Genomic DNA, 24679 nt, shown 5'->3' on the forward strand with positions numbered 1-24679 from the left:
CGCCCTCGGCTCACCGTTCAGTGTCCACGACATGCCGTCACCGTGCGGAACGGACGGCATGTCGTGGACACTCGCCCGGCCTCGTGGCCGGGCGGCGCGTCGCGTCAGCCGCGCGCGCCGAGCAGGTGCTCGGTGGCGAGCTGCTGCAGACGCACGAAGCCGAAGCCCTTGCCGCCGAAGTACGCGTCGGCATCGAAGTCCTCGTACGCGGAGCGGTCCGCGAGGAAGTCGTCGTAGCTCTCGCCCTCGTCGAGGGTCGGCACCGACAGCTCGTCGACACGGGCGGCGGCGAGCGCCTCCTGCACCTCGGGGTCGGCGCGGAACGCCGCCGCCCGCTCCTTGAGCAGCAGGTAGGTGCGCATGTTGGCGGCGGCGGAGTCCCACACGCCTCGCTCGTCCTCGGTGCGCGAGGGCTTGTAGTCGAAGTGCCGCGGACCGTCGTAGGCGGGCACCCCGCCGGGTCCGCCGTTCTCGAGGAGGTCGACGAGCGCGAACGCATTGTGCAGGTCCCCGTGGCCGAACACGAGGTCCTGGTCGTACTTGATGCCGCGCTGACCGTTGAGGTCGATGTGGAAGAGCTTGCCGTGGTAGAGCGCCTGGGCGATGCCGGCGGCGAAGTTCAGCCCCGCCATCTGCTCGTGCCCGACCTCGGGGTTGAGGCCGACGAGCTCGGGCCGCTCGAGCGAGTCGATGAACGCGATCGCGTGACCGAGGGTCGGCAGCAGGATGTCGCCGCGCGGCTCGTTGGGCTTGGGCTCGATGGCGAAGCGCATGTCGTAGCCCTTGTCGACGACGTAGTCGCCGAGCAGGTTCACGGCCTCGCGGTAGCGCTCGAGCGCTTGGCGGATGTCCTTGGCCGAGTCGTACTCGGCACCCTCGCGGCCGCCCCACATCACGAACGTCTGCGCACCGAGCTCGGCACCGAGGTCGAGCTGGCGGAACACCTTGCGCAGCGCGTAGCGGCGCACGTCGCGGTCGTTCGAGGTGAATCCGCCGTCCTTGAACACCGGCGCCGAGAAGAGGTTCGTCGTCACCATCGGCACGACGATGCCGGTGTCGGCCATCGCGCCCTTCAGGCGGTCGATCTGCGTCTGGCGCTCGGCCTCGGTCGACCCGAATGCGAACAGGTCGTCGTCGTGGAAGGTGAGCCCGTAGGCGCCCAGCTCGGCGAGCTTCTCCACGGCGTGCACGACGTCGAGCGCCGGGCGCGTGGGGCCGCCGAACGGATCGGCGCCGTTGTAGCCGATGGTCCACAGGCCGAACGAGAACCTGTCGGCGCGGGTGGGGGTGGGGCCGCTGGTGGGCATGGGTGAGCTCCTTCGCGCATAAATGTTGCCAGCGACAACCTATAGCAGAACGGATGCCGCGTCCATCTCCTACAGTGGGCGGATGAGCGATTCCGCGGGCACCGTCGAGGGCGTCCGGCGACGCAATCTCGCGCTCGTGCTGCGACTCGTCCACCAGGGCGGTCCGCTCTCCCGCGCCGCGCTCACCGAGACCACGGGACTCAACCGCTCCACCGTCGCCGACCTCGTCGCCGGACTCGTGCGGTTGGGGCTCGTGCAGGAGCACGCACCCGACGCCTCTCGCCGCGTCGGTCGACCGTCTCCGCTCGTCGTCGCCGACCCCGCCGTCGTGGCGATCGCCGCCAACCCCGAGGTCGACGCGCTCACCCTCGGCGCCGTCGGACTCGACCGCGGCATCGTCGTGCGCGAGCGCATCGACGTCGACCACCTGCTCACGCCCGAGGAGACCGCCTCGATCCTCGCCGAGCGCATCGCGGCGTGGCGGCGCGGCGCGCTCGCCGACGCGCGCATCGCGGGCATCGGGCTCGCCGTCCCCGGCCTCGTGCGCAGCGCCGACGGCATCGTGCGCGACGCGCCGCACCTCAGGTGGACCGACGCGCCTGTGCGCACCCTCGTGGCCGATGCCACCGGCATCCCGACCGTCGTCGGCAACGACGCCAACCTCGGGGCCGTCGCCGAGCACATCTTCGGCGCCGGCCGCGGGATCGACGACCTCGTCTACCTCAACGGCGGCGCGAGCGGCATCGGCGGCGGACTCATCGTGGGAGGGATGCCGGTGGGCGGCGCGGGCGGCTACGCGGGCGAGTTCGGCCAGAACCGGCCGCGGATCGCCGCCGACGTCGACCGCCGCGCCGACGAGGGCGTGCTCGAGGACGAAGTGAGCCGCGCGCGCCTCCTCGCCGCCGTGGGAATGGCCGCCGCCGACGAGCCGACGCTCGCCGCGGCGCTGGCCTCCTCCATCGATCCCGCCGTCACGGCGGAACTCGCCCGGCAGCGGCGCATCCTCGCCACCGCGCTGGCGAACGCCGTCAACGTGCTCGACCCCGAGATCGTGATCCTCGGCGGCTTCCTCGCGACGATCGCCGACCTCGACGCGGAGCTGCTCGACGCCGAGGTGCGGGCGCAGTCGATGGCCGCGAACGCCGAGGGTCTCGAGATCCGCACCGCCGTGCTCGCCGAGGACCGTCTGCTGATCGGGGCCGCGGAGGCGGCGTTCGCGGGACTGCTGGCCGACCCGCTCGTCGCGGAGCCGATGGGCGCGGCGGGGAATGCCTGACGCGGCGGCGCGTTGCCTCCCGGTATGACAACTGTCGGAATCATCGGAGCAGGCAACATCGGATCGACCCTCGCGCGCGGCCTCGCCGAGCGCGGCTACGACGTCGTGATCAGCAACTCGCGCGGGCCGGAGACGCTCGCCGACCTCGTCGCCGACATCGGCGGCACGGCCCGGGCGGCGACGGCGACGGATGCCGCGACCGCCGGCGACTACGTGATCGTCACCGTGCCGCTCAAGGCCTACCAGGAGGTGCCGGTCGCGCCTCTCGCGGGCAAGATCGTGCTCGACACCAACAACTACTACTTCGAGCGGGACGGCCACATCGCCGAGCTCGACGAGAAGAAGACCACGACGTCGCAGATGCTCCAGGAGCACCTGCCGGAGTCGAAGGTCGCCAAGGCGTTCAATCACATCATGTCGACGCAGATCCTCACCGACGGCTCTCCCGCCGGCACCGCGGGGCGTCGCGCCCTCGCCACCGCGAGCGACTCCGACGACGCCGCGGCCCTCGTCACCGCCCTGTACGACGAGTTCGGCTTCGACACCGTGAACATCGGCCCGCTGGCCGACAGCTGGCGCGTCGAGCGCGACCAGCCGGCTTACGTCGTACCCCAGAACGCCGACGAGCTCACCGCGAACCTCGCACGCGCCGAGCGCTGACCCGCAGGCTCCCGCGCAACTCAACCGCCGGGCTCCGTCCACCGTGACGGGGTCCGGCGGTCGTCATTTGCGGCGCCGGTTCTCGCCGGTCGCGCTCAGGGTCCGGCGACGGGCGGAGCCGCGGAGGGAGTGGCCGGCCCGCGTGGCATGAGCTCGCCCTCCACCACATCGATCCCGGGGACCTCCGGCATCGCGTCGGCTCGCGGCGCGCTCGCACCGGGGTCCTGCGCGTCGTGCGGGGCGTCCACGGGGCAGCCCTCCTTCGCATCCGTCTCCTCCACCCTGCCTCTCGTGCCGCACGCCGGGCATCCCCTTGACAGCCCCGGATTCGCCGCGGTTCGCTTCTCCCCCTCCGGGGTTAGGGTGATCGCGTGGGCACCATCTACTACGGAGGATCGGCCACCCCGATCCATATCGAGGACCGCGCGCTGGCGCACCTCAAGGTCGTCATCGCGACCAAGCTCCGGCGCGGCGAGAGCTTCACGGTGTCGTGGCGGCATCCCGACGATCAGCCGCGCGGGCGCAGCACGATCTGGCTGCACGAGTCGATCCCGCTGAGGTTCGTGTTCGACGATCCCGAGCCGGCGATGCTCAGTCGCGAGTGGATCGAGGAGCTGTCGAACTCGGCCAATTCGTCGGGCGGGATCATGCTCGTCGCCGAGCACTTCGACACGGGCGAGGTTCCGGTGGTCACCGGTGAGGGCGCCGATGTCACGGTCGGCACGGTCGAGGTCGAGAACCTCACGATCGACCGGCTCACCGTCGGCGAGTCCGACGTGCAGCCCGCGAGCTGAGCGGCCGGGATCACTCCTCGCCGTCGGGCGACTCCGGCTCGGGCACGATGGCCAGCCCGTTCGGTCCGCTCGCGACCTGCATCAGCTCTTCGACCCACAGCCGGTTGATCCGGGGCTGCCTGCTGCCGAAGAAGTGGAACTGCAACGGCACCGACGGGTGGATCCAGAAGCTGCGCCGACCGCTCCCGTCGCCGACCTCGACGTCGAACATGAACGACTCCGAGCGCCGCAGCTTGTTCATCACCACGATGCGCAGGTGCGCGAGGGTGCGGTCGTCGATGTCGACCGCGTTGGCCACGGTGTCGTAGATGAAGCGGCCCATGCGGTGAGGCTAGCAAACGAGGTGACGGGCATCGCGCCCCGTGCGCGCACCGGTCAGGGCTGCGGGTGCCTCGGCTGCACGATGATGCGCGCCCGACGGGCGACGGCGTCGCGCCGAGGAGGGTCCGCGCGCGCGATGGCGGTGGCGAGCATGTCGGTGGCGATGAGCACATCGTCGGCGTCGACGTCGGCGGCCACTCGCCCGGCGCGGCGGTCCCGTTCCACGAGCGCCTCCACCACGTCGCGGTAGCGCGCACCCAGCGGAATCACGCGCTGATCGGTCGCGTGGGCGGCGAGCAGATCGATGAACGCCGTCGAGACGACCGCCTGAGCGACGATGAGGTCGAGCAGATCGTCGAGCGTCCCGGTCGGATCGACCACGAGCGACTCGAGCACGGCGACGTTCTCCTCGAAGAGCGCCACGCCCAGCGCGATGCGATCCGGGAAGTGACGGTAGAGGCTGCCCTGGCCCACACCGGCTCGCCGGGCGACCGCGCTGAACGGCGCATTGAAGCCCACGTCGCGGTACACCTCGCGCGCGGCCGCCAGCAGCGCCCGTCGGTTCGAGGGCCCCGCGATGGGGCCGCGATTGGCCTTCCCAGGCCTTCCTTCTTCCGCCGGCACGCGTGTAGCCTAGTACCGGACAGAGTTGTCCGGTACATAACCGGACACCCCGGCAAGAGGAGAAGATCATGACCGACACGTGGTCGGAGCGCATCGACGAGGGACGATTCCGCGGTAAGACCGTGATCGTCACGGGCGCCGGGTCCGGCATCGGGCGCGCCACGGCATCGCGCATCGCGCGCGAAGGCGGCCGCGTCGTCGCGGTGGACGTGAGCCAGGACCGTCTCGACGACTTCTCCGCGGCGCATCCGGACGCCGAGATCGTGGCGCTGGTGGCCGACATCACCGACGACGCCGCGGTGACGCGCATCGTGGAGGCGGCGGGCCCCGTGGTCGACGGCCTGGCCAACATCGCCGGGATCATGGACGACATGACCCCCGTCGGCGAGGTCACCGACGCCGTCTGGCAGCGCGTCTTCCGCGTGAACGTCGACGGCACCATGAAGCTCATGCGCGCCGTCGTTCCCGGGATGGTCGCCCGCGGCGCGGGCTCGATCGTCAACACCGCCTCCGAGGCGGCCCTCCGCGGCTCGGCGGCCGGAGCCGCCTACACCGCGTCGAAGCACGCCGTCGTGGGCCTCACCAAGAGCACCGCGTTCATGTACGGCCCGAGCGGTCTGCGCGTCAACGCCGTGGCGCCCGGCGCGACGGCGACCAACATCGAGGCCTCCTTCGCGTCGCCGCTCGGCGCCGAGCGCGTGCAGCGCGCGATGGCGCTGGTGCCCGGCCTCGCGCAGCCGGAGGAGCTCGCGGCATCCATCACCTTCCTCCTGAGCGACGACGGCGTGAACGTCAACGGCGTCGTGCTCGCGAGCGACGGGGGCTGGTCGGCCGCCTGATCCGCGCCGCCGGGTGGCCCCGGACAGGCGACGTGCGGCGGTGCCGCGGCCCCGGCCGGGATGCACGAAGATGTCCTGGTGCGCATCGCCATCGTGGGGGCAGGGCTCCTCGTCCTCGCGGTGGCCGCGATCGTCGTCGGAGTGCTGCCCGTCTCCGATGCGACGGCGATCCTCGAGCGCGTCGCGCCGGTGCTGGGCTTCGTGGTCGCCATGACCGTCGTGGCCGAGCTCGCGGCCAAGGCGGGACTGTTCGACGTCGTCGCGCACGCCGTCGGACGCGTCGCGCGTGGACGCACCTGGGCGCTGTGGCTGCTGGTGGTGGCGCTGGCCGCGGTGACGACCGCGTTCCTGTCGCTGGACACCACGGCGGTGCTGCTCACGCCGGTCGTGGTCGTGCTGGCCCGGTCATGCGGGCTGCCTCCGCTGCCGTTCGCGCTGACCACGGTGTGGCTGGCGAACACCGCCTCGCTCGTGCTGCCGGTGTCGAACCTCACGAACCTGCTGGCGATGCATCCGCTCGGATTCGACGGCCCGGGGCCGTTCGTCGCGCTGCTGGGGTGGTCGGCGCTGATCGCGATGCTGGTGCCGCCGGTCGTGGTGTTCGTGCTCCATCGGCGGATGCTGGTGGGCACCCACCGACCGCCGCGGTCGCCCGTGCTGGGCGACCGGGTGCTGCTGCGGGCCGCGGCGATCGTCGTGGCACTGCTGCTGCCGGCACTGGTGAGCGGGCTCGACCCGTGGATCCCGGCGACGGTGGCCGCGATCGCGCTGACGGTCGTGTACGCCGTGCGCGCGCCGCGCGTGCTGCGGTTCGGGCTGGTGCCGTGGGCGCTGCTGCTGTTCGCGGGCGGGCTGTTCCTGGTGATCGGTGCCCTCGAGGCGCTCGGCTCGGGGCGGGTGATCGCCTCCCTCGTGGGACAGGGCGACGGCCTCGGCGACCTGTGGCGCATGGCCGGAGCGGGGCTCGTCGGAGCGAACGTCGCCAACAACCTGCCCGCGTACCTGGCGCTGGAGTCGTCGGCGCACTCGCCGGCGGCGATCGCGGCGCTGCTGATCGGCGTGAACGCCGGCCCGCTCATCACGCCGTGGGCGTCGCTGGCCACCCTGCTGTGGCACGACCGGCTCGTGGGGATGGGCGTCGAGGTGCGGTGGGGCCGCTTCGTGCTCCTCGGACTCGCGGTCGCGCCGGTGACCGTCGCGCTCGCGGTGCTCCCGCTGATCCACGCCTGACGCATCCGCAGGCCCTTCACCCCCGGGCTGCGAGCGCCTCGCTGCGCCAGCGCGCGAGCAGGTCCCACGGATCGCGCACGCCCGCACCGAGCGCCGCCACGTGCGCGCGGATCGGATCGGACAGCGCGAACCACTCGGTGCGCGCGTGGCGCCAGGCGGCGAACTCGGCGTGCCGGCGCTGCTCGAGCGCACGGTCGCCGCGCTCGAGCGCCAGGACATCGTCGTGCCGGATCGCCGCGAACCGCTGTCGGGGGTCCGCGGTCGTCCCGATCTTCACGCGATCGGCGAATCGCAGGTAGTACACGACGTCGACGCGCGGGGGCGCCAGATCGGCGTCGGGGATCTCGCCGTGCCGCCACTCGCAGACGGCGCACAGCCACCCGGTCGGCCAGCGCACGCCCAGCCGCGAGCCGCACAGTCGGCAGGGCGCGGGCAGCAGATCGGTGACCCCGTCCGCGTGACCCGCCCACTCGGCGGCGACCGCCGAATGACGCGCGCACAGCGCGATCGGCGCGGATGCCTCGACCCCGCCCGCGCACTCGTCGTCGTCGACGAGGCATCCGCTCACCGCCATGCCCGGCACCCGCGTCACCTCGACCATGTGCTCACCCGCACCTCCGCCCTCCGAACTCCTCCGATCCGGGTCGGTGGGTCCCCGGAGCCCCCGCACCGGGAGGGATCCCGCCGGATCGGAGGAGTTGCGCAGATCATCCCGCGGACCCCCGACACGACACCCCGCTCGGATTTTGTCAAGGGCATCCGGCTCGGTGCGGGGAGGGCGCACCCTGGAAGAGGACCGCCCCCCAGGCATCCGCGGTCCAGGAGACGAATGATGAACGACCAACCTCCCCGGCGACCCCCCACCGCCCCGGTCGCCCCCGAGAATCCGCCCGCCCCGCGCACCCAGGAGCGCTCCCGCTCGACCCGTCCGGTGCCGATCCCCTCGCATCGGCCGCCCCCGCGGTAGATCGCCCTGAGAGAACTCCGCCCGCGGGGGGCCGCGCGTCAGTAGCCTTCGAGGGTGAAGGATGCCGCGCACCTCGATCCCCTCCAGAACCCCGCACTCACCGACGCCCAGTGGGCGCGACTCGTCTCGTTCGGCGTGCCCGAGGACGTCGCCGAGGGCGCGTACGTCTTCCGCTCCGGCGACGCGGACTACGACCTGATCCTCGTCGACACCGGTGCGGTGGAGGTGGTGCGCGACTCGCTGTGGTGGCTCGAGGAGGCGACCATCGCGACGATGGGACCGCGCTCCTTCGTCGGCGAGCTGGGTCTGCTCAACGGGCAGGGGGCGTTCCTGTCCGCCCGCACCACGGAGCCCAGCCGCATCCTGCGCGTCAGCCGCCCGCAGCTGCGCAAGCTCATGGCGGAGGACGACGAGCTGTGCGACATCGTGCTGCACGCCCTGTGGGCGCGGCGCGAGATGCTGCGCAAGGGCCCGGCCGCCCTCACGCTCAAGTTCATCGGCGGCAGCAACTCGAACGACTTCATGGCGCTGCGCCGCTTCGCCGAGCGCCTCGACCTGGTGCACTCGGCCGTCGAGATCGATCCCACCGATCCGGCCTACCTCGTACACCACGACTATCGGGCCGAGGATCTGCCCATCGCGTTCGTGCAGGGCGAGCCGATCCGGCAGGCCACTCCCGGCATGGTCGCCGAGCGGCTCGGGCTCAGCTACCAGGCGCACGCCGACGAGATCGTCGACCTCGTGGTGATCGGCGGCGGGCCGGCGGGCCTCGCCGCGGCGATCTACGGCGCCTCCGAAGGTCTCAGCACCGTGCTGCTGGACGCCGTCGCCCCGGGCGGGCAGGCGGCCGCGACGTCCCGCATCGAGAACTTCCTCGGCTTCCCGTTCGGCGTGAGCGGCGGCGACCTCATCGGCCAGGCGTCGCTGCAGGCCCTGAAGTTCGGCGTGCGCGTCTACGCCCCGTGCGAGGCCGTGCGACTGCAACCGGTCGACGGCGGCGTCGACGTGACGCTCACCGACGGGCGCGTGCTGCGCTCGCGCACGGCGGTGGTCACCTCCGGGGCGGCCTACCGCACGCTCCCCCTCGACCGCTGGAGCGACTTCGAGGGCGCCGGCATCTTCTACGCCGCCACGCAGCTCGAGCTGCGCCACGTCGTGGACGCCCCCGTGGTGGTCGTCGGCGGGGCGAACTCCGCCGGCCAGGCGGCGCTGTACCTCGCCGCCAACGGCAGCCCCGTGCGCCTCGTCGCGCGCGGCGACGATCTCGCCACCCGGATGTCGTCGTACCTCGTCGACCGGCTCGTGGAGGATCCTCGCATCGAGGTGCACACCGGGGCGCAGGTCACGGCGCTCGACGGCGGCGACTCCCTCGAGCGCGTGCGCATCGACCGCGTCGGCGAGGTCGATGCCCGCGGTCTGTTCTGCTTCATCGGCGCGGTGCCGGCGACGGGCTGGCTGGCGGGCCTGGATCGCGACGTCGACGGGTTCCTGCGCACCGGCACCGACATCGCCGCGCAGTCGCTGGAGCAGTGGCAGCGCCTCGGTCGCGAGCCGCTGCCGTTCGAGACGTCGATCCCCCGCGTGTTCGCAGCCGGAGACGTGCGCCGCGGCTCGATGAAGCGTGTCGCCGCCGCCGTCGGCGAGGGCTCCAGCGCCGTCGCCTCGGTGCACCGCGCACTGGCCGGCTGAGCCGGGGGAACGGATGCCGCGGCATCTGTTCCCCCGCTCAGGGGCGGGATGCTGCGGCGTACCGCTGCGCGAGCACGCGGAACGCCGCGACCAGCTCGGGCGGCGACACCTCGTCGAGGTCGGCGTCGAAGCGCGCGAACGACCCCGCGAGACCGATCCACGACCACGAGCCCAGCGACACGCGGCAGCGGTCGGGCCCCCGTGCCTCGACCGCGCCGTCGGGCAGGTAGGGGGCGATGCGCTCGGCGGCCGTGTTCAGCACGGCGGTGCCGCGGCACGGCCACTCGTTCGCCTCCGCCGACCCCTTGAACCGGGCCTCGACGAACACGGCCACGTCACCCCCGGGCACGGGGCGCGGGGAGAACCGCGCCCCGGTGTGGCTGTGCAGCAGCATCCGATCGACACGGAGCACCCGCCATTCGTCGTGGTCGACGTGCCACCCCACGACGTACCAGCGCCCGCCCCGGCTCACGACGGCGTGCGGCTCGATGCGTCGCGGCGGGCGCGACGTGTCGTCCGCCGCGTAGCCGAACCGCACCGTCTCGTGCGCCGCGATCGCCGCGCTGAGCCGCCGCAGCGCCTCGGGGGCGGCGGCGACGGCCTCGGTCGGCGGGATGGGCGTCACGCTCACGCCGTCGACCACGTGTCGCAGGCGCTGGGGCATCACCTGCCGCACGGTCGCGAGGGCGCGCGCCGCGGCGTCCCCCATCCCCGGCGCCGACACGGAGACCGTCTGCAGCGCCACGCTGACGGCGACCGCCTGCTCGTCATCGAACAGGAGCGGCGGCAGCTCGCTGCCCGCCTCGAGGCGGTAGCCGCCGTCGGGTCCTTTCACCGCCTGCACGCGGTAGCCGAGCTCGCGCAGCCGATCGACGTCGCGCCGTACGGTGCGCGCGCTCACCTCGAGCCGCTCGGCGAGCACGTCGCCCGGCCAGTCGCGCCGCGCCTGCAGCAGCGAGAGCAGCGCGAGCATGCGTGCGGTGGGTCCGGCCATGTCTCCCATTCTCGTCGAGAAGCGGACAAGAAAAGGCCGCTTCTAGGACGAGCATGAGTCGTAGCCGAACGGATCGGCGCACGACGAAGGAGACCACCATGACCGCCAACATCACCCCCCACCTCAACTTCCGCGGCGACGCCCGGGCGGCGCTGGAGTTCTACCACGGCGTGCTCGGCGGCGAGATCGCCCTGATCACCTACCGCGACGCGCACGCCGTCACCGACGAGGCCGAGGCCGACTGGATCATGTGGGGCCAGGTGGCCGCCGACGGCCTGCGCGTCATGGCGTTCGACGTGCCGGGGGTGCGCGCCTACGACCAGGGCGTCGAGTCGTACTTCATGTCGCTCCGCGGCGACGACGCCGACGAGGTCCGCGGACTGTGGGAGCGGCTCCGCGACGGCTCGACGATCCTGCAGGACCTCGGTCCGGCCGCATGGTCGCCCCTCTACGGCATGCTCCGCGACCGGTTCGGCGTGATCTGGGTGGTGGACGCGACCTTCACGGCGGCGTAAGTCGAGCTCCGAGGGATCGCGGCGCGCAGGCGCCGCGATCCCCTGCGGTGCACGGATGTCGCGCGGCCCCGCGGGTCAGTGCTCGACCGACAGGGCGAGGTTCGCCGAGGCCCAGCGGCCGAGGTCCTGCAGGACCGGCACGAGGTCCTGGCCGGCCGGCGTGAGGGCGTACGTCACCGCGACCGGCGGGCCGGCCTCGACGCTGCGCGAGATCAGTCCGGCGTCGGCGAGCTCGGTGAGCCGGTCGGACAGCATGGCGTCGCTGATGCCGTCGACCGCGCGGCGGAGCGCGACGAACGACCGCGGACCGCCCCCGAGAACGTCGACGATGAGCCCGTTCCAGCGCTTGCCGAGGATCGAGAACGCCAGCACGACGGCGGCGTCGCACGCGGGGCCCCCGTGTTCGCGCTCGTCCATGCCCTGATTCTACCGTGCTACGCTCTCCCTAGTCGCTCTATTTTTCTTAGCGACTACCAGAATCAGATCGGAGTTCCCGTGTCCCTGTTCCGCCTGGATGCCAGCATCCTCCCCGCCACGTCCGCCAGCCGGGCCCTCGCCGACCTGGTCGAGGAGCAGTGGACGGCCGCCCACCCCGATGCGGGTGTCGTGCGTCGCGACCTCGCGGCCGATCCGATCTCGGCCACGACGTGGCAGAACACGGTCACGGGCGGCTTCACTCCCCAGGGCGACCGCACCCCGGCCCAGAACGAGGCGATCGCCCTGCGCACGGCGCTGGCCGACGAGCTCGTGAACGCCGAGGCGCTCCTGTTCGCCGTCCCGCTGTACAACTACGGCGTCTCGCAGCACTTCAAGACGTGGTTCGACGTGGCCCACACCGACCCGCGCATCGATCCGCAGGGCACCGCGCTGCGCGGCAAGCCCGCGACGCTCGTCACGGTGCTCGGCGGAAACTACAGCCCGGGCAGCCCGAAGGACGGCTGGGACCACTCCACGCCGTGGCTGCGGCGTGTGCTCGAGGACGTCTGGGGCCTCGACCTGCGCGTCGTGCAGCGCCCGTTCACGCTCGTGGGGGTCAACCCGGCGCTCGACGCGTTCTCCGACGTCGCCGCCGAGCTGAAGGCCGAGGCCGAGACCGGCGCCCGCCGCTCCGGGCGCGAGCTCGCCGAGGCGCGCGGCGGCCGGCCCGCCGCCTGATCCCGAGCGACACGAAGGGGATGCCTCGGGCCGAGGCATCCCCTTCGTCGTCCGCGTCAGCCGAGGTCGAGGTCGACCCACAGCGCCGCGTGGTCCGAGGCCGCCTGCTGCTCCTTCTCGATCGTGTCGAAGTGCGGGAACAGAGTGCCGTGCACCCCGCCCCACACCCCCTTGCGGAAGATGCCGCCGCCCGTGGCCCGCGCGAACAGCGACGGCGACAGCAGGAGGTAGTCGATCTTGCCCGACGCGGTCCCGTTGCCGAACGTGCCGGGACGCTCGCCGGTCGGGTCGCCGTCGTCGAACGGCCGCACCGCCGCGACGTCGACGAGGTCCGTGCCGCCCAGCAGCGGCTGCAGCGCCGCGCTGTCGGGGGTGTCGTTGAAGTCGCCGAGCACCACCACGTGGTCGACCCCGCCGGCGCGCATCCCGCGGTAGATCTCGGCCACCCGCTCGGCCTGCCGCCGCCGGCGCGCGATGCTCGACGGATCGTTGCCGCCGAACTTGCTCTTGAGGTGGTTCACCAGCACGACGAGCATCTCGCCCTCCAGCGCCGTGCCGGACGGGAAGGCGAACCAGTACTCCGGGCAGTCCCGGCTGAAGACCCGGTCGCCGAACGGGCCGTCGTCGAGGTGCGAGCGCATGCGCTGCAGCGGATAGACGCCGGTGGAGAGGATGCCGACGTCGATGCCGCGCGGATCGTTGCCGTCGATCACCATCACGTGCGGATACCGCGGAAGGGCTCCGTCGGCGTCCAGCAGGAGCGAATCGGTGAACCGGGCGAGGGTGATGCGATCCTCGGCTTCGACGATGCCGACGATGTCGGCGCCCACCTCCTCGATCACCCGGGCGGTGTTCGAGATCGCGCGCTCGTCGATGCGGTCGGTGATGAGCTCCACCCACCCGGTCCAGTCCTCCCGCCCGTTCGCGACCACCGTGACTCCCGCACCGGTCGGGTCGCCCTGAGGCCGCTTCAGCAGGCGACCGCGGATGCGGCGCAGCAGCGCGAACGTGCCGGTGCGGGTGGCATCCCCGTCGTCCTTCAGGAGCTTCAGCTCCGCGAGCAGCTGCAGGATCTCGGCCTTCACCTCCGGGGTGTAGACGTCCTTCTCGAACAGCTCGTTGACGCGGGCGTGCGCGGCCAGCACGGCTGCAGCCACGGGCTCGGGGCGGTTCATGGCGCGCGGCCTCGAGAACAGGTTCTCGACGTTGTACGCGGCGATGCGGATCGTCTGACCGGTCATGGCTGCTCCTTCGGACCGTCCTGCCGACAGTGTGCCCCTCGACGGCGTCATCGGTGATGAACATCGGATGACGCCGCTGATACGTGCGACGGTTGTGGAAGTCGCAGGCCCGTGGTTGCCTGACCGCATGGACTTCGCCACCTCAGCCGACGGCACCCCGATCGCCTACCACCGCACGGGCGAGGGCCCGGTGGTCGTGATCGTGAACGGTGCCCTGTCGCGGGCGGCGGATGCCTCGCCCCTGGCCGACGCGCTCGCCGCGGAAGGGTTCACCGGGGTCGCGTGGGACCGCCGCTCGCGCGGCGACAGCGGCGACGTGCCCGGCTCGACACCGGAGCGCGAGGTCGAGGATCTCGCTGCGGTGATCGCCGCTGCCGGCGGCGACGCCGCCGTGCTCGGACATTCGTCGGGCGCGGTGCTGGCGCTCTATGCCGCGTCGCTCGGGGTGCCGGTGCGGGCGCTGTTCCTCTCCGAGCCGCCGTTCCGCTTCGGCGACGACGAACCGCCCGCCGATCTGGCCGACCGCCTGCAGCGCCTCGTCGACGACGGCGACCCCGGCGAGGCGGTCGTGACGTTCCAGCGCGAGGCGGTCGGGCTTCCGGACGAGATGATCGACGCGTTCCGCGCGAGCGATCAGTTCGCCGCCGTCGCGCCGCTCGGCCCGTCGACGGTGTACGACACGCGGCTCACCCGGCAGGTGTCCACCCCGACGCGGGCGATGCGCGAGGTCGGGGCGCCCGTGACGGTGCTGCGCGGGGCGAAGACGTTCCCGTTCCTCGTCACCGCCGCCGACCGGCTCGCCGGGGAGCTCGCGCGCGCCGAGCTGGTGGTCGTGCCCGAGTCGATCATGCACCGTCCCGACCCGGCAGCGACCGCGCGGGTGGTACGCGACAGGTTCCCCGATCGCGATTCCCGCTGACCGGCCGCGCTGCCGGCATCGGGGGGGGTCAGCTGGCGACCGCGGCCAGCGGTGCGGGAGCGGGCAGCACCGCGCCGAGCCAGTCGTCGACCGCGTCGAAGGCCTCCTCGGTGAGGCGGTGCGCCCATCGCGTACCGATGCGGTGCTTCTCGACGATGCCGGCCTCACGCAGCTGCTCGAGGTGGAACGATGCCGCGAATCGCGAGATCTCGACCCGCTCGGCGAGCTCGATGACTCCGGGCCCCTGACCGCCGCCCGCTCCGGCGCGCCCCGCGACGAGCTCGGCGATGATGCCGATCCTCACCGGGTGCGCGAGCGCCTTGAAGATGAGCGCGAGTCGTTCGTGGTCGGGCATCAGCGGCCTCCCTCGGGCGTGCGGCGATCGCCGCTGACCCCGACCCTAGAAGGAAGACGCGCCACTCTTGCAGGCATCCGTGGTGGAAGGATCAGCGTTTCTTTGCACAGCAGAAGGTTGCGTTCCGTCGCATCAGGGAGCACGCCCAACGCAGATGGCTAACCCACGCCCCGTGGATGATTAAGTGAAGTGCTGTTGTACGCTCGAAACGTGGGGCGATTGATTTACGGCAGCGGCACCCAATCGTTAGACATCGACGATCGCACGCTCGCCCATCTGCGCGTCGTCTTCATGAACAAGCTGCGGCGCCGCGAATCGTTCATGTTCACCTCGCCGCCGGTCGACGGTCTCGGCTCGCGCACCCTGTGGATCGCGCCCCCGGTCCCTCTGGTGTTCCACTTCTACGGCAGTCGGCAGCCGGCGCTCAACCCGAAATGGATCGACGCCCTCATGCGGGAGGCCGCCTCCCCGTCGGGGCTGCGGATCGTCGCCGAGCCCGGTCCCGGTGATGCGCGTGCGACGTGATCGGCGGTCAGCGGCACTCGTCGTCGACGGCGGCGACGACCTTCTCCAGGAACGCCGCGACCTCCTCGACGATGGACGGCGGGATGTCCTCGGCGAAGTCGCGGATCGCGGCGGTCAGCGGATCGATGTCGTCGGCGTCGACCGAGCGGTCGAACGGCACGACGAGCTTGCTGCGCCGGTCTCTCGGATTGGCCGTGAACGAGAGCAGGCCGCCGGAGTGAAGGCGATCCAGGATGCCGGTGACCGCCGCCGTGGAGATCTCGAGGTGCTCCGCGATCGCGGTCGGGGTGACCTCCTCGCCCGCATCCGCGCGCTCCAGGATGTACCGCATCGCCATGCGGGCGTTCTCGCTCGGTCCGCAGTCGGTCTGGCGCCGTCGGGCCAGTCCGGCCTCGGCCAGGCGCAGGCGCTCGACGGCCCGCGCGACACGGTGATCGGAGGAAACCTGCGGTGAGGACACGATGTTCACCCTCCGGGTCGGAAAGCCGGCTGCATCGGCCCAGTCTAATTAAGCGGGTTGATCAGTCGGGCGGGTGGCTGTGGGAGACTCGAGCGTCGGGCGAAGAAGGAGCCAGGTGAGTGACGTACCGGTCCGCGCGGCCCTGACCGCGTCCGAACTCCGCCGCCTCGAAGAGTGCGCACGGGAGCCCATCCGCACTCCGGGATCCGTCCAGCCGCACGGTGCGCTGCTCGGCCTGGATCCCGCGACCTTCCACGTGCGAGTGGCCAGCGAGAACGCCCCCGCCCTGTTGAGATCCGACGGACCCGTTCTCGGACGAGGTCTCGGCGAGGTCACCTCTCCGCGCTTCCAGGCGGACCTGGGAGGGATGCTGGCAGACCCGCATGCGCCCAACCCGCTCACCCTCGAGCATCCGTCCGGAGTGTTCGATGCGATCGTGCACACGGCCGCCGGACTGGTGATCGTCGAGTTCGAACCGCGTGAGCGCGTCGCGACGCCGCAGTCGGCGGCCGCGCAGTACGCCATCAGCCACCGACTGGCCGGGATCACCGACGTGGGGCGCCTCTGCGACGAGGCCGCCCGGGAGCTGCGCGCGTTGACCGGGTTCGACCGGGTCATGGTCTACCGCTTCCACGAGGACGGGCACGGCGAGGTCTTCGCCGAGGACCGCGCGGACGACATGGAGTCGTACGCCGGACTGCACTTCCCCGCCTCCGACATCCCCGCGCAGGCGCGACAGCTCTACGTGACGAAGCTCTCCCGCGCGATCGTCGGCACTTCGGGCGAGGCATCCGCCGTGCTCACCATCGGCGGAGAGCTCGCCCCGTCGTCTCTCGATCTCAGCGCCGCAGAGCTCCGCAGCGTCTCGCCGCACCACCTGCAGTTCATGCGCAACATGGGCCAGGAGGCGACGGTGTCGTTCTCGATGATCACCGACGGCGTGCTCACCGGCATGATCACGTGCGCGCACCGCACCGTGCGGCGGCTGCCGTTCATCCAGCGCCGCGGCATCGAGGTGATCGCCAATCAGCTCGCGCTGCAGCTGAACGCCCTCGAGCAGGTCGCGCGGCTGGGACGGCAGGTGCAGCTGCGCAAGACCCGTGCCGAGCTGGTCGAGCACATCGCACGCATCGACGACATCGCCGGCACACTGGTGCGCGGCCCGGTGACCGTGCGCGACCTCATCCCGTGCGACGGCGCGGCCGTGCGCGTGAACGGCCGCACGCGCGTCGTCGGCGACACCCCGCCGACCGCGGAGCTCGAGGCCCTCCACGCGCACCTCGACGTCAGTCCCGTGCGCGAGACCCTGGCCACCGACGCGCTCGGCATCGAGTACCCCGCACTGTCTGCACGCGCCCCGTCGGTCACCGGTGTGCTCATGGTGCCGCTGGGCGGCACGGGCGACTACCTCGCGTTCTTCCGCCACGAGGTGACCCGCAGCGTCGACTGGCTGGGCGACCAGACCAGCGCCAACCGGCGCACCCCCCTGTCTCCGCGCACGTCGTTCTCCTCCTGGACCGACAGCGTCTCGGGCACGGCTCCGGCCTGGGGGGATCTGGTGGACGAGGCATCCGATCTGGCCCGCGATCTCGAGAGCGCGCTGCTGCGGCGCGTCGAGTCCGAGCTCGCCCACCTCGCCCTGCACGACCCGCTCACCGGCCTCGCCAATCGCCGTGGAATGCTCGACCGCCTCGAGGCGGCGGTGCGCGACGACGCCGGTGGAGCCGGACTCACCCTGCTGTTCATCGACCTCGATGGCTTCAAGTCCGTCAACGACACGTTCGGGCACGACGTGGGCGACGTCCTCATCGCCACGGTCGGCGAGCGCATCCTGTCGGTCACCCGCGCGGGCGACACCGTCGCGCGGCTCGGCGGCGACGAGTTCGTGGTGGTGTGCGGTGAGACGGCCGCCGACGACGCCCGCCACGTCGCCACCCGCATCCTCGAGGCGATCGGCGAACCGGCGCTGATCGAAGGGTCGATGGTGCGCGTGACCGCGTCGGTCGGGATCGCCGTCACAGACCGGCCGGTCGAGGCATCCGAGCTCCTCCGCCTCGCCGACGAGGCGATGTACCGGGCGAAGGACGCCGGCAAGAACCGCCTGTCGGCGTAGCCGGCCTCAGCCGATCACCACGACGGAGTAGCCGCCGGCGTCGGTGCGCTCCGGATCGGTGTGCGCGAAGCGCAGCAGGTGCGCGTACGGTCCGCCCTCGGCGAGCGCGGCGGCGAGATCGGATGCCGCGAGCCCCCGGAGATCCCAGAGCCGCAGCATCCCCTCCAGAAGTGCATCGCCGGGCTCGGTGTCGATCACGATGCCGAGCCGGTCGAACCTGTCGGGACCGAGCTTCTCGATGACGCGACGAGTAGCCAGCGGCGTGGCGAACGGATGCGGCGGCGCGGCCGGCTTCTCGACGGATCTGCCGCCGACGGGCGTGCCGTCGGCGACCCGTCCCGCGGCGGGCGTGCGCACCCGGGGCGGCTTGTCGACGATGCCGAGCTCGAGCGCGAGAGTCCATACGCGGGCGCTGTCGGCCACGAGCCATCCGCGTCCCGTGCGGAACATCGTGAAGAGGTGCGCCCCGGCATCCCCCATCGCGACGCCGCGACGCAGGGCCTTCGGCGCGCGCAGCTTCGCGACGCCGCCGAACTCGGTGCGGGTGGTGCCGAGCGCACCGCGCAGCAGCGGCACGACGGCCGGTCCTCCGTGGATCAGCTCGAGCGTGCCGGTGAGGGCCACCATGCCGCCGAGCCCGTAGAGCAGCGACTTCGCCTCGGCCGGCCCCGCCAGCACCTCGAGGTTGCGCTGGCCGACGTGCCGGTCGTGGTTCGCATCGAGCGCTCCGCCCCACGGATCGAGAGGGCACGACACCGACGCCATCAGGCACTCGTGGCCGGTGAGGTCGGCGGGGATGTCCCACGTGCGGTCGAGCTCGACCACCTGCATCGCGCCGGGGCGGGTGCGATCCTCGAGGTTCACCATGGCGCCGCCGATCGGATGCGGCTGGTAGGCCGGGTTGCCCGGGTCGCCGCCGAAGAAGCCGGGGTTCACGAACCACGCGCGCACGTGAACGCCGACCGCGGGCAGCAGACCGAGGTTCCAGACCCGCACGAACACCCGGTAGCGACGCCCCGCGGTGGGGCTCACCACCAGATGCGCCGGTGAGAAGGGGCCGGTGTAGGCGGCGTCGATGAGCAGGATGTCGGGCGACTCCCAGCACGGGATGCTCGGCCACGTGGGGCGCGCACCCCGGTCGCCGGGGCTGTGCGCCCGCACCAGCAGGTAGGGGTAGACGTCCTCGCGATGCGGGCGGCGCTCCCTGCCGAGCTCGCCGATCAGCTCCTTCGCGGCGGCGGCGGTGTCGCCCGTCGGCGTCCATCCCGGCGCGAGATCCCCGTCGCCGGGCCTGGTCTCCCCGAACGCACCGGGCGGATCGTCGCCGCGCTGCGCGGCATCCTCCTCCTTCGACAGGATCGGCGGAAACTCGTCGGGGGCGTCGTGATCGCGAGGCATGGCTCAGCCCTTCTCCCGGCGCACGCGTTCACGCCATCTCGGATCGGTGTTCGGCTCGTGCGGCTTCTGGTCGACGCACGTCGCGGGACCGGGGCCGGGCACGTAGTGCACGGCGAGGTCGAGCGTCTCGTCGTACCAGCGGTTCGGACGCGGCGGGCAGTCGGTGTCGGCGTGGAACAGTTGCGGCGACGTGCACGGCAGCGGATAGGAGAAGTCCTCCGAACCGACCGCGGTGATCTTGGGCACGCACCGGGTGGTGCCGCGATCCCAATCCCACGTGTGCCACGCGTAGCCGCGATCCGAGTCGAGGTTGAAATCGGGCACCGTGAAGTCGGCACGGGATGCCGCAGCATCCGCCAGCATGCGACCGACCAGGTAGCGGCCGTAGTCGACGGGCCCGCCGAGATGCTGATCGAGCACGAGGTGCGCGTCGAGCACGGCCTCGGTGTCGGCCGGGGTCGCGGCCTTCTCGAGCTCGGCGCGGGCCCCGTCGTGGCCCGCCACCCCCGACAGCAGGATCGTGGAGCGGTCGCCGACGACGTACGGTCCGACGTGGGTGCCGGCGCCCTCCTGCGCGACCCCCGCGCCCGCCTGGTTCGTGAGCGGGTAGCGCCACGGCGCGATCCATTCCGATGCCTTGAACTCGTCACCGGGCGCATCGGCGAGGTAGCGCAGCGGCTGCGTGAGCCCGAGGGCGCCGGTGAGGTCGGGGCGGCTGATGGCCGAGGGCAGATCGCGCACGATGCCCCGCGGGTAGGCGCGGTCGATGCCGTGCGGGTCGATGGCGTGCAGCCGGCCGGACGGCTCGGTGATCGGCGGCGGCGCGCTCGGCATCCCGAACGGGTCGTCCAGCGCCGAGCCGATGTCGTACGTGCCCTCCCGGCCCAGCGTCGTGAGCCCCGGGTTGATCTCCGCCGGCTTGGGCATCGCGAACCCCGACATGACCAGCGCCCGGCGGGCCAGCAGGTAGAGGTTCCACGCTGGGACGATGACGGCCCAGTAGATGACCTCGCGGGCCGGGAACGTGGTGATGTCGACGATGAGGCTGGGCAGGATCGTGGCCAGCCAGACGATCACCTGCGCGATGTAGACGATCCACGCGAACAGCGCCAGCAGCAGGTCGAGCAGCGTGAACGAGTCGTCGTCGTCCACGTCGGCGCCGCGCGACGGGTCGTCGTCGATCCCCGATCCGCCGCCGCCCGGAGGCGTGGGGAACGAGTGGTCGGTGAACACGTCGGGCGGCGGCGGCAGGCGCAGGCTGATCGCGTCGGAGCTCGACATCTTCATGTAGCGGTAGACGATCTCCCACATCTCGGCCATCGCCGCCTCGTTGGGCCGCCCGTCCGGCTGCCCGGTGAGCGGATCGGTCGCCGAGAACGCCGGATCCTGCAGCAGGATGTGCGGACCGTCGGCGCCGTACACGTCGCGCATCGCATCGAGGAGCCCCTCGACGAGGTGACTCGGCAGCGGCCCCGTGTCGAGGTCGAAGAAGGCGCGGCGGTGCGAAGTGGGTGTCGGGCCGTCGCCGTCGTCGTAGGCGGGGAAGCCCGACCAGTAGTCGTAGGCCGGTGCGTCGTCGCGGCCGTTGTAGGGCGCGTCGGTGCGGTGGCGGAACGCCACGCGGAAGTGCAGCGCCGACGTGCCGTACTCCCCGTAGAGCGGGCCGGGGTGGCGGGCGCCGTAGTTCTCGGAGTCCATGTGGTTCTCGACGAGGTGGTGCCGCTGCCAGTGGTCGCGGTAGGGCCCGCCCGACTTCGCGTTCGTGAACGGGTGACCCGTGACATCCGTCGCGCAGTGCGACAGCCAGCCGACGGCGAAGGCGATGCGCGCCTGCGCATCCATCCGCTCCTCCTCGGTGGATGCCGCGGCCAGCGCGTCCTGCGCCTGGCGGAACAGCACGTACGGGAACTGGTAGGTGCGGCGGTAGTGGAACATGTCCGACCAGTAGAAGGCGTCGTCACCGAAGGCCTGCGGCACCCCGGACGTGAGCACGCCGAACCAGTCGCCCATCTCGGCGAGCAGACCCTTGAAGGCCGACATGATCGCCGAGGTGAGCTCGTCGAGCACCTGGGCCAGCTGCGTGGACAGTCCGCCGGTCAGCTGCGAGGCGAGCTGCGAGTTGTTCGTGGAGATCGGATCGATCCACTTCTCCCACTTCGCCACGAACTCGGAGTCCACGACCTCCCACACGTCGAGCGCCCACTGCACCACCTGCCGGATCACCTGGCCGGTGGTGTTCTTGAAGTCGGGGAGCATGTAGAACACGTCGGGGCCGAGCGACCCGAGCGCGAGGTAGTTGCGCCACGTGTGGCAGTGCTCGCCTATCTCCTGCGCCCGGGCGGCCGAGACCGGGAACCCGGCCGGGACATCGCCGTCGCGCAGTTTCCGGGCGGTGTCGTGCGCCGCCTCGAGATGGACATACCAGCCGGGCATCGCGGCCTCCTCGCTCCGGACGAGTTCCTCGTCACCGGTGCAGAGGGGAGCGCGGGGCCGCTGATACATCCGGCCCGGGCGCGTCACTCCAGGGTGTCGAGGATCTCCACGAGCAGCCCCATCGTCGTCATCGGGCTGATGATCGCGAACCGCAAAACGGGCTCCCCCGCGTGCGAGGAGGGCACGACGAACCCCTTCTGCGATTCGAGCAGGCGATCCGACCAGTCCTGGTAGTCGGCCAGCGTCCACCCCTCGCGCCGGAACACCACGACCGACAGCTGCGGCTCGCGCACGAGGCCGAGCGCGGGGCGGCGGGCGATCTCGTCGGCGATGTCGCGGGCCAGCACGATGCCGTGCTCGACCGCGTCGCGGTACTGCTGGGTGCCGTGGGTGGCCAGCGAGAACCACAGCGGCAGTCCGCGCGCACGGCGGGTGAGCTGCACGGCGAGATCCGACGGGTTCCAGTCGGGCTTGTCGGTGAGGTGGTCGAGGTACTCGGCCCGCTGCGTGTGCGCCGCCCGCGCCCCGGCCGGGTCGCGGTACAGCAGCGCGCACGCGTCGAACGGCGCGAACAGCCACTTGTGCGGGTCGACGATGACGGAGTCCGCGTGCTGCACGCCGTCGAACAGCCCGCGGGTGCGCGGCACGAGCATCGCGGCGAGACCGTACGCCCCGTCGATGTGCAGCCACACGTCGCGCGCGCGGGTCAGCTCGGCGATCGAGGCGATGTCGTCGACGATGCCGAAGTTGGTCGTGCCTCCCGTGGCGACCACCGCGAAGACGGCGTCGCCGCACTCGTCGAGCACCGCGGCGACCGCGTCGCCGCTCAGGCGACCGTCGGCGCCGGCCGCGGCCGTGCGCACGTCGACGTCCATGATGTCGGCCGCCGAGGCGATCGACGAGTGCGCCTCGGAGCTGCACACCACGACCCACCGCTCCGGAGCGCGCGTCCCGGCCTCGCGGTGCCGACGCCGCGCCCGGTCGCGGGCGGCCACGAGGGCGGAGAGGTTGCCGATCGTGCCGCCCTGCACGAAGACGCCGCCGGCCGCCGCGGGGAGACCGAACTCGTGGGCGAGCCAGTGCAGCACCTCGTTCTCGGCGAAGACCGCCCCGGCGCCCTCCATCCACGACCCGCCGTACACCGACGACGCCGAGACCACGGTGTCGAACGACAGTGCGGCCTTGGTCGGCGCGGAGGGGATGAACGACAGGTATCCGGGATGGTCGGTCGTGATGCACGCCGGCGCCAGCACGTGCTCGAACAGATCGATGGCCCGCTGCGCCCCGATCCCCCCGTCGGTGATCGACCCGGAGGCCACGCGCTCGAGCTCCTCCCGCGCCCGCGGCTCGTCGAGCGGCACGTCCTCGAACAGCGCGCGCCGCCGGGCGTAGTCGAGGACGACATCGACGGTGGCCGTGGACTCGGCGGACGTCTCGTGCATGCGGGCGGCCGCGGCCTGATCAGACATGTCGGCCAGGATATAGCGGTGCTCGGCGAGGCGAGCCACCCGGCGGCCCTCAGCCGGAGGTCGAGGCGGCTCGCGCCGTGGCCGCCACACGCGAGCGGCGCGGCATCGCGAGGTACGCGGCGAGGCTGACCGCGATCAGCACCGTGACGTACGTCGGGAACACCCACGGCGAGCCTGCCGACGCGTGGTAGATCATCGGCGCGGTGCCGCCGAACAGCGAGTTGGCCACGGCGTAGCCGAAACCCACGCCCAACGCGCGCAGGTCGGCGGGGAAGGCCTCGGTCTTGGCCACCGTGTTGACCGACAGGTAGCCCGTGAGCACCGTGAACACGGCGGCCAGGAGCGCGAACAGCGCGGCCGGCGCGGCGAGCACCGGCGTCAGCAGGATCGCGGCCCCGGTGGTGAGCAGCCCGCCCACCCCGAAGAACACCAGCAGAGGCTTGGGGCCGATCCGATCGCTGAGCGCACCACCGATCGGCTGGAGCACCATCAGGAGCACGAGGGCACCGAGCACGACCGCCGTCGCCGCCTGCTCGGCCGCCGGCCCTCCCGATGCGCCCGCCGCGGCCCGCGAGATCGTCGGCAGGGTGACGGTGTCGGTGTAGAACGCCGCCGTACCGCCCGCGGTCATGAGGATGACCCACAGCAGCTGCCGCGGCCTGCGGCGGAGCAGGTCGCGGAGGGTCGCGGATGCCGCCGCGCGCCGTGGTGCGGCATCCCCCCGCCGATGCGCCCACCACAGGGTCGCGAGTCCGCCGACGGCGCCGAGCGCGAACGCCGCCCGCCAGCCCCATGCCGACACGTCAGCGCGATCGCCGAGAGTGAGGAGCACGAGCAGGACCGCCTGCGCCAGCACCTGCCCTCCGACGATCGTGGCGGCCTGGAACGAGGAGAAGAACCCGCGGCGTCCCGCGGTGGCGGTCTCGGACAGGTACACCGCCGAGACGCCGTACTCGCCCCCGGTCGCGACGCCCTGCACGAGCCCGACCACGAGGAGGATCACGGCCGCCCACGCGCCCACCGTCCCTGCGGTGGGGCTGAGGGCGAGAGCGAGAGAGCCGGCCGACATCAGCAGCACGGCCGCGACCAGCGCGAACCGACGCCCGCGACGGTCGGCGAGGCGTCCGAACAGCCACGACCCGAACGGCCGCATCACGAAGGTGAGGGCGAAGATCGCGTACACGTAGACGAGCGACCCGCTGTCGGACGCGTCGAAGAACTCGGTGCGGAAGTACGGGGCGAACGTCGCGTAGACGTAGAGGTTGTACCACTGCACGAGGTTCGGGAACGATCCGAACACCGCCGCACGCACCGCGCCGCGACGACCCTCGCTCGACGGAGCGGGGGGCGAGGTGTCGGGCACGAGATCAGCGTAGGGCCGCAGAAGCGGGATGC

At 72.1% G+C, this 24679-nt stretch carries 23 protein-coding genes and 1 pseudogene; 11 read left to right on the top strand and 13 right to left on the bottom strand.

The window, feature by feature from the left end:
• Window positions 1-104: 104 nt before the first annotated feature.
• The gene (gene xylA, locus ACSJDX_RS01680; RefSeq protein WP_438353867.1) at window positions 105-1307 is read right to left on the bottom strand and encodes a xylose isomerase; all 1203 of its coding nucleotides are present in this window, start codon (window positions 1305-1307) and stop codon (window positions 105-107) included.
• Between the two features lie 82 nt (window positions 1308-1389).
• Here xylA and ACSJDX_RS01685 point away from each other — a divergent pair, with 82 nt between their 5' ends.
• From ACSJDX_RS01685 to ACSJDX_RS01695, 3 genes and pseudogenes are all read left to right on the top strand, one after another.
• Complete coding sequence (locus ACSJDX_RS01685) at window positions 1390-2583, top strand: ROK family transcriptional regulator (protein ID WP_438353868.1); 1194 nt, start codon at window positions 1390-1392, stop codon at window positions 2581-2583.
• Window positions 2584-2607: 24 nt separating this feature from the next.
• Window positions 2608-3243 (top strand): NADPH-dependent F420 reductase, encoded by a 636-nt coding sequence (locus tag ACSJDX_RS01690; protein ID WP_438353869.1) that lies wholly within the window; start codon window positions 2608-2610, stop codon window positions 3241-3243.
• A 371-nt stretch (window positions 3244-3614) separates the two neighbouring features.
• Window positions 3615-3917: pseudogene (locus tag ACSJDX_RS01695) on the top strand (DUF7882 family protein); the annotation flags it as partial.
• Between the two features lie 130 nt (window positions 3918-4047).
• On the opposite strand, the gene ACSJDX_RS01700 reads toward ACSJDX_RS01695, so the two are convergent.
• Window positions 4048-4359, bottom strand: a complete 312-nt coding sequence (locus ACSJDX_RS01700) for a DUF7882 family protein (protein ID WP_438353870.1) — start codon at window positions 4357-4359, stop codon at window positions 4048-4050.
• A 53-nt stretch (window positions 4360-4412) separates the two neighbouring features.
• A complete protein-coding gene (locus tag ACSJDX_RS01705) occupies window positions 4413-4982 on the bottom strand; it encodes a TetR/AcrR family transcriptional regulator (RefSeq protein ID WP_438353871.1) in 570 nt (189 codons plus the stop codon).
• A gap of 68 nt (window positions 4983-5050) precedes the next feature.
• Between ACSJDX_RS01705 and ACSJDX_RS01710 the strand changes: the two genes are divergently transcribed.
• Both ACSJDX_RS01710 and ACSJDX_RS01715 read left to right on the top strand, forming a co-directional pair.
• The gene (locus tag ACSJDX_RS01710; RefSeq protein ID WP_438353872.1) at window positions 5051-5821 is read left to right on the top strand and encodes an SDR family NAD(P)-dependent oxidoreductase; all 771 of its coding nucleotides are present in this window, start codon (window positions 5051-5053) and stop codon (window positions 5819-5821) included.
• Window positions 5822-5899: 78 nt separating this feature from the next.
• The gene (locus ACSJDX_RS01715) at window positions 5900-7051 is read left to right on the top strand and encodes an SLC13 family permease (protein WP_438353873.1); all 1152 of its coding nucleotides are present in this window, start codon (window positions 5900-5902) and stop codon (window positions 7049-7051) included.
• Between the two features lie 16 nt (window positions 7052-7067).
• Here ACSJDX_RS01715 and ACSJDX_RS01720 read toward each other — a convergent pair whose 3' ends face one another.
• Window positions 7068-7625: a GIY-YIG nuclease family protein gene (locus ACSJDX_RS01720; RefSeq protein ID WP_438355027.1), complete on the bottom strand. Its 558-nt coding sequence runs from the start codon at window positions 7623-7625 to the stop codon at window positions 7068-7070.
• 447 nt (window positions 7626-8072) lie between these two features.
• Here ACSJDX_RS01720 and ACSJDX_RS01725 point away from each other — a divergent pair, with 447 nt between their 5' ends.
• Window positions 8073-9707, top strand: a complete 1635-nt coding sequence (locus ACSJDX_RS01725; protein ID WP_438353874.1) for an FAD-dependent oxidoreductase — start codon at window positions 8073-8075, stop codon at window positions 9705-9707.
• Window positions 9708-9744: 37 nt separating this feature from the next.
• On the opposite strand, the gene ACSJDX_RS01730 is transcribed toward ACSJDX_RS01725, so the two are convergent.
• The gene (locus tag ACSJDX_RS01730) at window positions 9745-10701 is read right to left on the bottom strand and encodes a helix-turn-helix transcriptional regulator (RefSeq protein ID WP_438353875.1); all 957 of its coding nucleotides are present in this window, start codon (window positions 10699-10701) and stop codon (window positions 9745-9747) included.
• Window positions 10702-10799: 98 nt separating this feature from the next.
• Between ACSJDX_RS01730 and ACSJDX_RS01735 the strand changes: the two genes are divergently transcribed.
• A complete protein-coding gene (locus tag ACSJDX_RS01735) occupies window positions 10800-11216 on the top strand; it encodes a VOC family protein (RefSeq protein ID WP_438353876.1) in 417 nt (138 codons plus the stop codon).
• A 75-nt stretch (window positions 11217-11291) separates the two neighbouring features.
• On the opposite strand, the gene ACSJDX_RS01740 is transcribed toward ACSJDX_RS01735, so the two are convergent.
• Window positions 11292-11633, bottom strand: coding sequence for a winged helix-turn-helix transcriptional regulator (locus tag ACSJDX_RS01740; RefSeq protein WP_438353877.1), 342 nt, complete (start codon window positions 11631-11633; stop codon window positions 11292-11294).
• 78 nt (window positions 11634-11711) lie between these two features.
• Here ACSJDX_RS01740 and ACSJDX_RS01745 point away from each other — a divergent pair, with 78 nt between their 5' ends.
• On the top strand, window positions 11712-12371 hold the full coding sequence (locus ACSJDX_RS01745; RefSeq protein WP_438353878.1) for an FMN-dependent NADH-azoreductase: 660 nt from the start codon (window positions 11712-11714) through the stop codon (window positions 12369-12371).
• 56 nt (window positions 12372-12427) lie between these two features.
• On the opposite strand, the gene ACSJDX_RS01750 is transcribed toward ACSJDX_RS01745, so the two are convergent.
• Window positions 12428-13612, bottom strand: a complete 1185-nt coding sequence (locus ACSJDX_RS01750) for an endonuclease/exonuclease/phosphatase family protein (protein WP_438353879.1) — start codon at window positions 13610-13612, stop codon at window positions 12428-12430.
• A 127-nt stretch (window positions 13613-13739) separates the two neighbouring features.
• Between ACSJDX_RS01750 and ACSJDX_RS01755 the strand changes: the two genes are divergently transcribed.
• Window positions 13740-14531, top strand: a complete 792-nt coding sequence (locus tag ACSJDX_RS01755) for an alpha/beta fold hydrolase (protein WP_438353880.1) — start codon at window positions 13740-13742, stop codon at window positions 14529-14531.
• Between the two features lie 28 nt (window positions 14532-14559).
• Here ACSJDX_RS01755 and ACSJDX_RS01760 read toward each other — a convergent pair whose 3' ends face one another.
• Entirely contained in the window at window positions 14560-14886 is a 327-nt protein-coding gene (locus tag ACSJDX_RS01760) for an ArsR/SmtB family transcription factor (protein ID WP_438353881.1), read from the bottom strand.
• A 210-nt stretch (window positions 14887-15096) separates the two neighbouring features.
• Here ACSJDX_RS01760 and ACSJDX_RS01765 point away from each other — a divergent pair, with 210 nt between their 5' ends.
• A complete protein-coding gene (locus ACSJDX_RS01765) occupies window positions 15097-15411 on the top strand; it encodes a DUF7882 family protein (protein ID WP_438353882.1) in 315 nt (104 codons plus the stop codon).
• 7 nt (window positions 15412-15418) lie between these two features.
• Here the strand turns inward: ACSJDX_RS01765 and ACSJDX_RS01770 are convergent, their stop codons facing one another.
• A complete protein-coding gene (locus ACSJDX_RS01770; RefSeq protein ID WP_438353883.1) occupies window positions 15419-15871 on the bottom strand; it encodes a MarR family winged helix-turn-helix transcriptional regulator in 453 nt (150 codons plus the stop codon).
• 115 nt (window positions 15872-15986) lie between these two features.
• Between ACSJDX_RS01770 and ACSJDX_RS01775 the strand changes: the two genes are divergently transcribed.
• A complete protein-coding gene (locus ACSJDX_RS01775) occupies window positions 15987-17984 on the top strand; it encodes a diguanylate cyclase domain-containing protein (RefSeq protein ID WP_438353884.1) in 1998 nt (665 codons plus the stop codon).
• Between the two features lie 6 nt (window positions 17985-17990).
• Here the strand turns inward: ACSJDX_RS01775 and ACSJDX_RS01780 are convergent, their stop codons facing one another.
• From ACSJDX_RS01780 to ACSJDX_RS01795, 4 genes are all read right to left on the bottom strand, one after another.
• Entirely contained in the window at window positions 17991-19382 is a 1392-nt protein-coding gene (locus tag ACSJDX_RS01780) for a hypothetical protein (RefSeq protein ID WP_438353885.1), read from the bottom strand.
• 3 nt (window positions 19383-19385) lie between these two features.
• Window positions 19386-21815 carry a zinc dependent phospholipase C family protein gene (locus ACSJDX_RS01785; protein WP_438353886.1) on the bottom strand — a complete coding sequence of 810 codons (2430 nt, stop codon included), beginning with the start codon at window positions 21813-21815 and terminating at the stop codon, window positions 19386-19388.
• An 83-nt stretch (window positions 21816-21898) separates the two neighbouring features.
• A complete protein-coding gene (locus tag ACSJDX_RS01790) occupies window positions 21899-23284 on the bottom strand; it encodes a pyridoxal phosphate-dependent decarboxylase family protein (protein ID WP_438353887.1) in 1386 nt (461 codons plus the stop codon).
• Between the two features lie 49 nt (window positions 23285-23333).
• Window positions 23334-24647, bottom strand: a complete 1314-nt coding sequence (locus ACSJDX_RS01795) for an MFS transporter (protein WP_438353888.1) — start codon at window positions 24645-24647, stop codon at window positions 23334-23336.
• Window positions 24648-24679: the final 32 nt, after the last annotated feature.

Source organism: Microbacterium fluminis, assembly GCF_051549805.1.
In the GTDB taxonomy this organism is placed as follows: domain Bacteria; phylum Actinomycetota; class Actinomycetes; order Actinomycetales; family Microbacteriaceae; genus Microbacterium.

Excerpts from the sequence above, each read along its gene's own strand:
- ACSJDX_RS01690 (WP_438353869.1), top strand. The coding sequence starts at position 2,608 with ATGACAACTGTCGGAATCATCGGAGCAGGCAACATCGGATCGACCCTC.
- ACSJDX_RS01700 (WP_438353870.1), bottom strand. The coding sequence starts at position 4,359 with ATGGGCCGCTTCATCTACGACACCGTGGCCAACGCGGTCGACATCGAC.
- ACSJDX_RS01740 (WP_438353877.1), bottom strand. The coding sequence starts at position 11,633 with ATGGACGAGCGCGAACACGGGGGCCCCGCGTGCGACGCCGCCGTCGTG.
- ACSJDX_RS01785 (WP_438353886.1), bottom strand. The coding sequence starts at position 21,815 with ATGCCCGGCTGGTATGTCCATCTCGAGGCGGCGCACGACACCGCCCGG.
- ACSJDX_RS01685 (WP_438353868.1), top strand. The coding sequence starts at position 1,390 with ATGAGCGATTCCGCGGGCACCGTCGAGGGCGTCCGGCGACGCAATCTC.
- ACSJDX_RS01730 (WP_438353875.1), bottom strand. The coding sequence starts at position 10,701 with ATGGCCGGACCCACCGCACGCATGCTCGCGCTGCTCTCGCTGCTGCAG.
- ACSJDX_RS01760 (WP_438353881.1), bottom strand. The coding sequence starts at position 14,886 with ATGCCCGACCACGAACGACTCGCGCTCATCTTCAAGGCGCTCGCGCAC.
- ACSJDX_RS01735 (WP_438353876.1), top strand. The coding sequence starts at position 10,800 with ATGACCGCCAACATCACCCCCCACCTCAACTTCCGCGGCGACGCCCGG.
- ACSJDX_RS01755 (WP_438353880.1), top strand. The coding sequence starts at position 13,740 with ATGGACTTCGCCACCTCAGCCGACGGCACCCCGATCGCCTACCACCGC.
- ACSJDX_RS01720 (WP_438355027.1), bottom strand. The coding sequence starts at position 7,625 with ATGGCGGTGAGCGGATGCCTCGTCGACGACGACGAGTGCGCGGGCGGG.
- ACSJDX_RS01790 (WP_438353887.1), bottom strand. The coding sequence starts at position 23,284 with ATGTCTGATCAGGCCGCGGCCGCCCGCATGCACGAGACGTCCGCCGAG.
- ACSJDX_RS01750 (WP_438353879.1), bottom strand. The coding sequence starts at position 13,612 with ATGACCGGTCAGACGATCCGCATCGCCGCGTACAACGTCGAGAACCTG.
- ACSJDX_RS01780 (WP_438353885.1), bottom strand. The coding sequence starts at position 19,382 with ATGCCTCGCGATCACGACGCCCCCGACGAGTTTCCGCCGATCCTGTCG.
- xylA (WP_438353867.1), bottom strand. The coding sequence starts at position 1,307 with ATGCCCACCAGCGGCCCCACCCCCACCCGCGCCGACAGGTTCTCGTTC.
- ACSJDX_RS01710 (WP_438353872.1), top strand. The coding sequence starts at position 5,051 with ATGACCGACACGTGGTCGGAGCGCATCGACGAGGGACGATTCCGCGGT.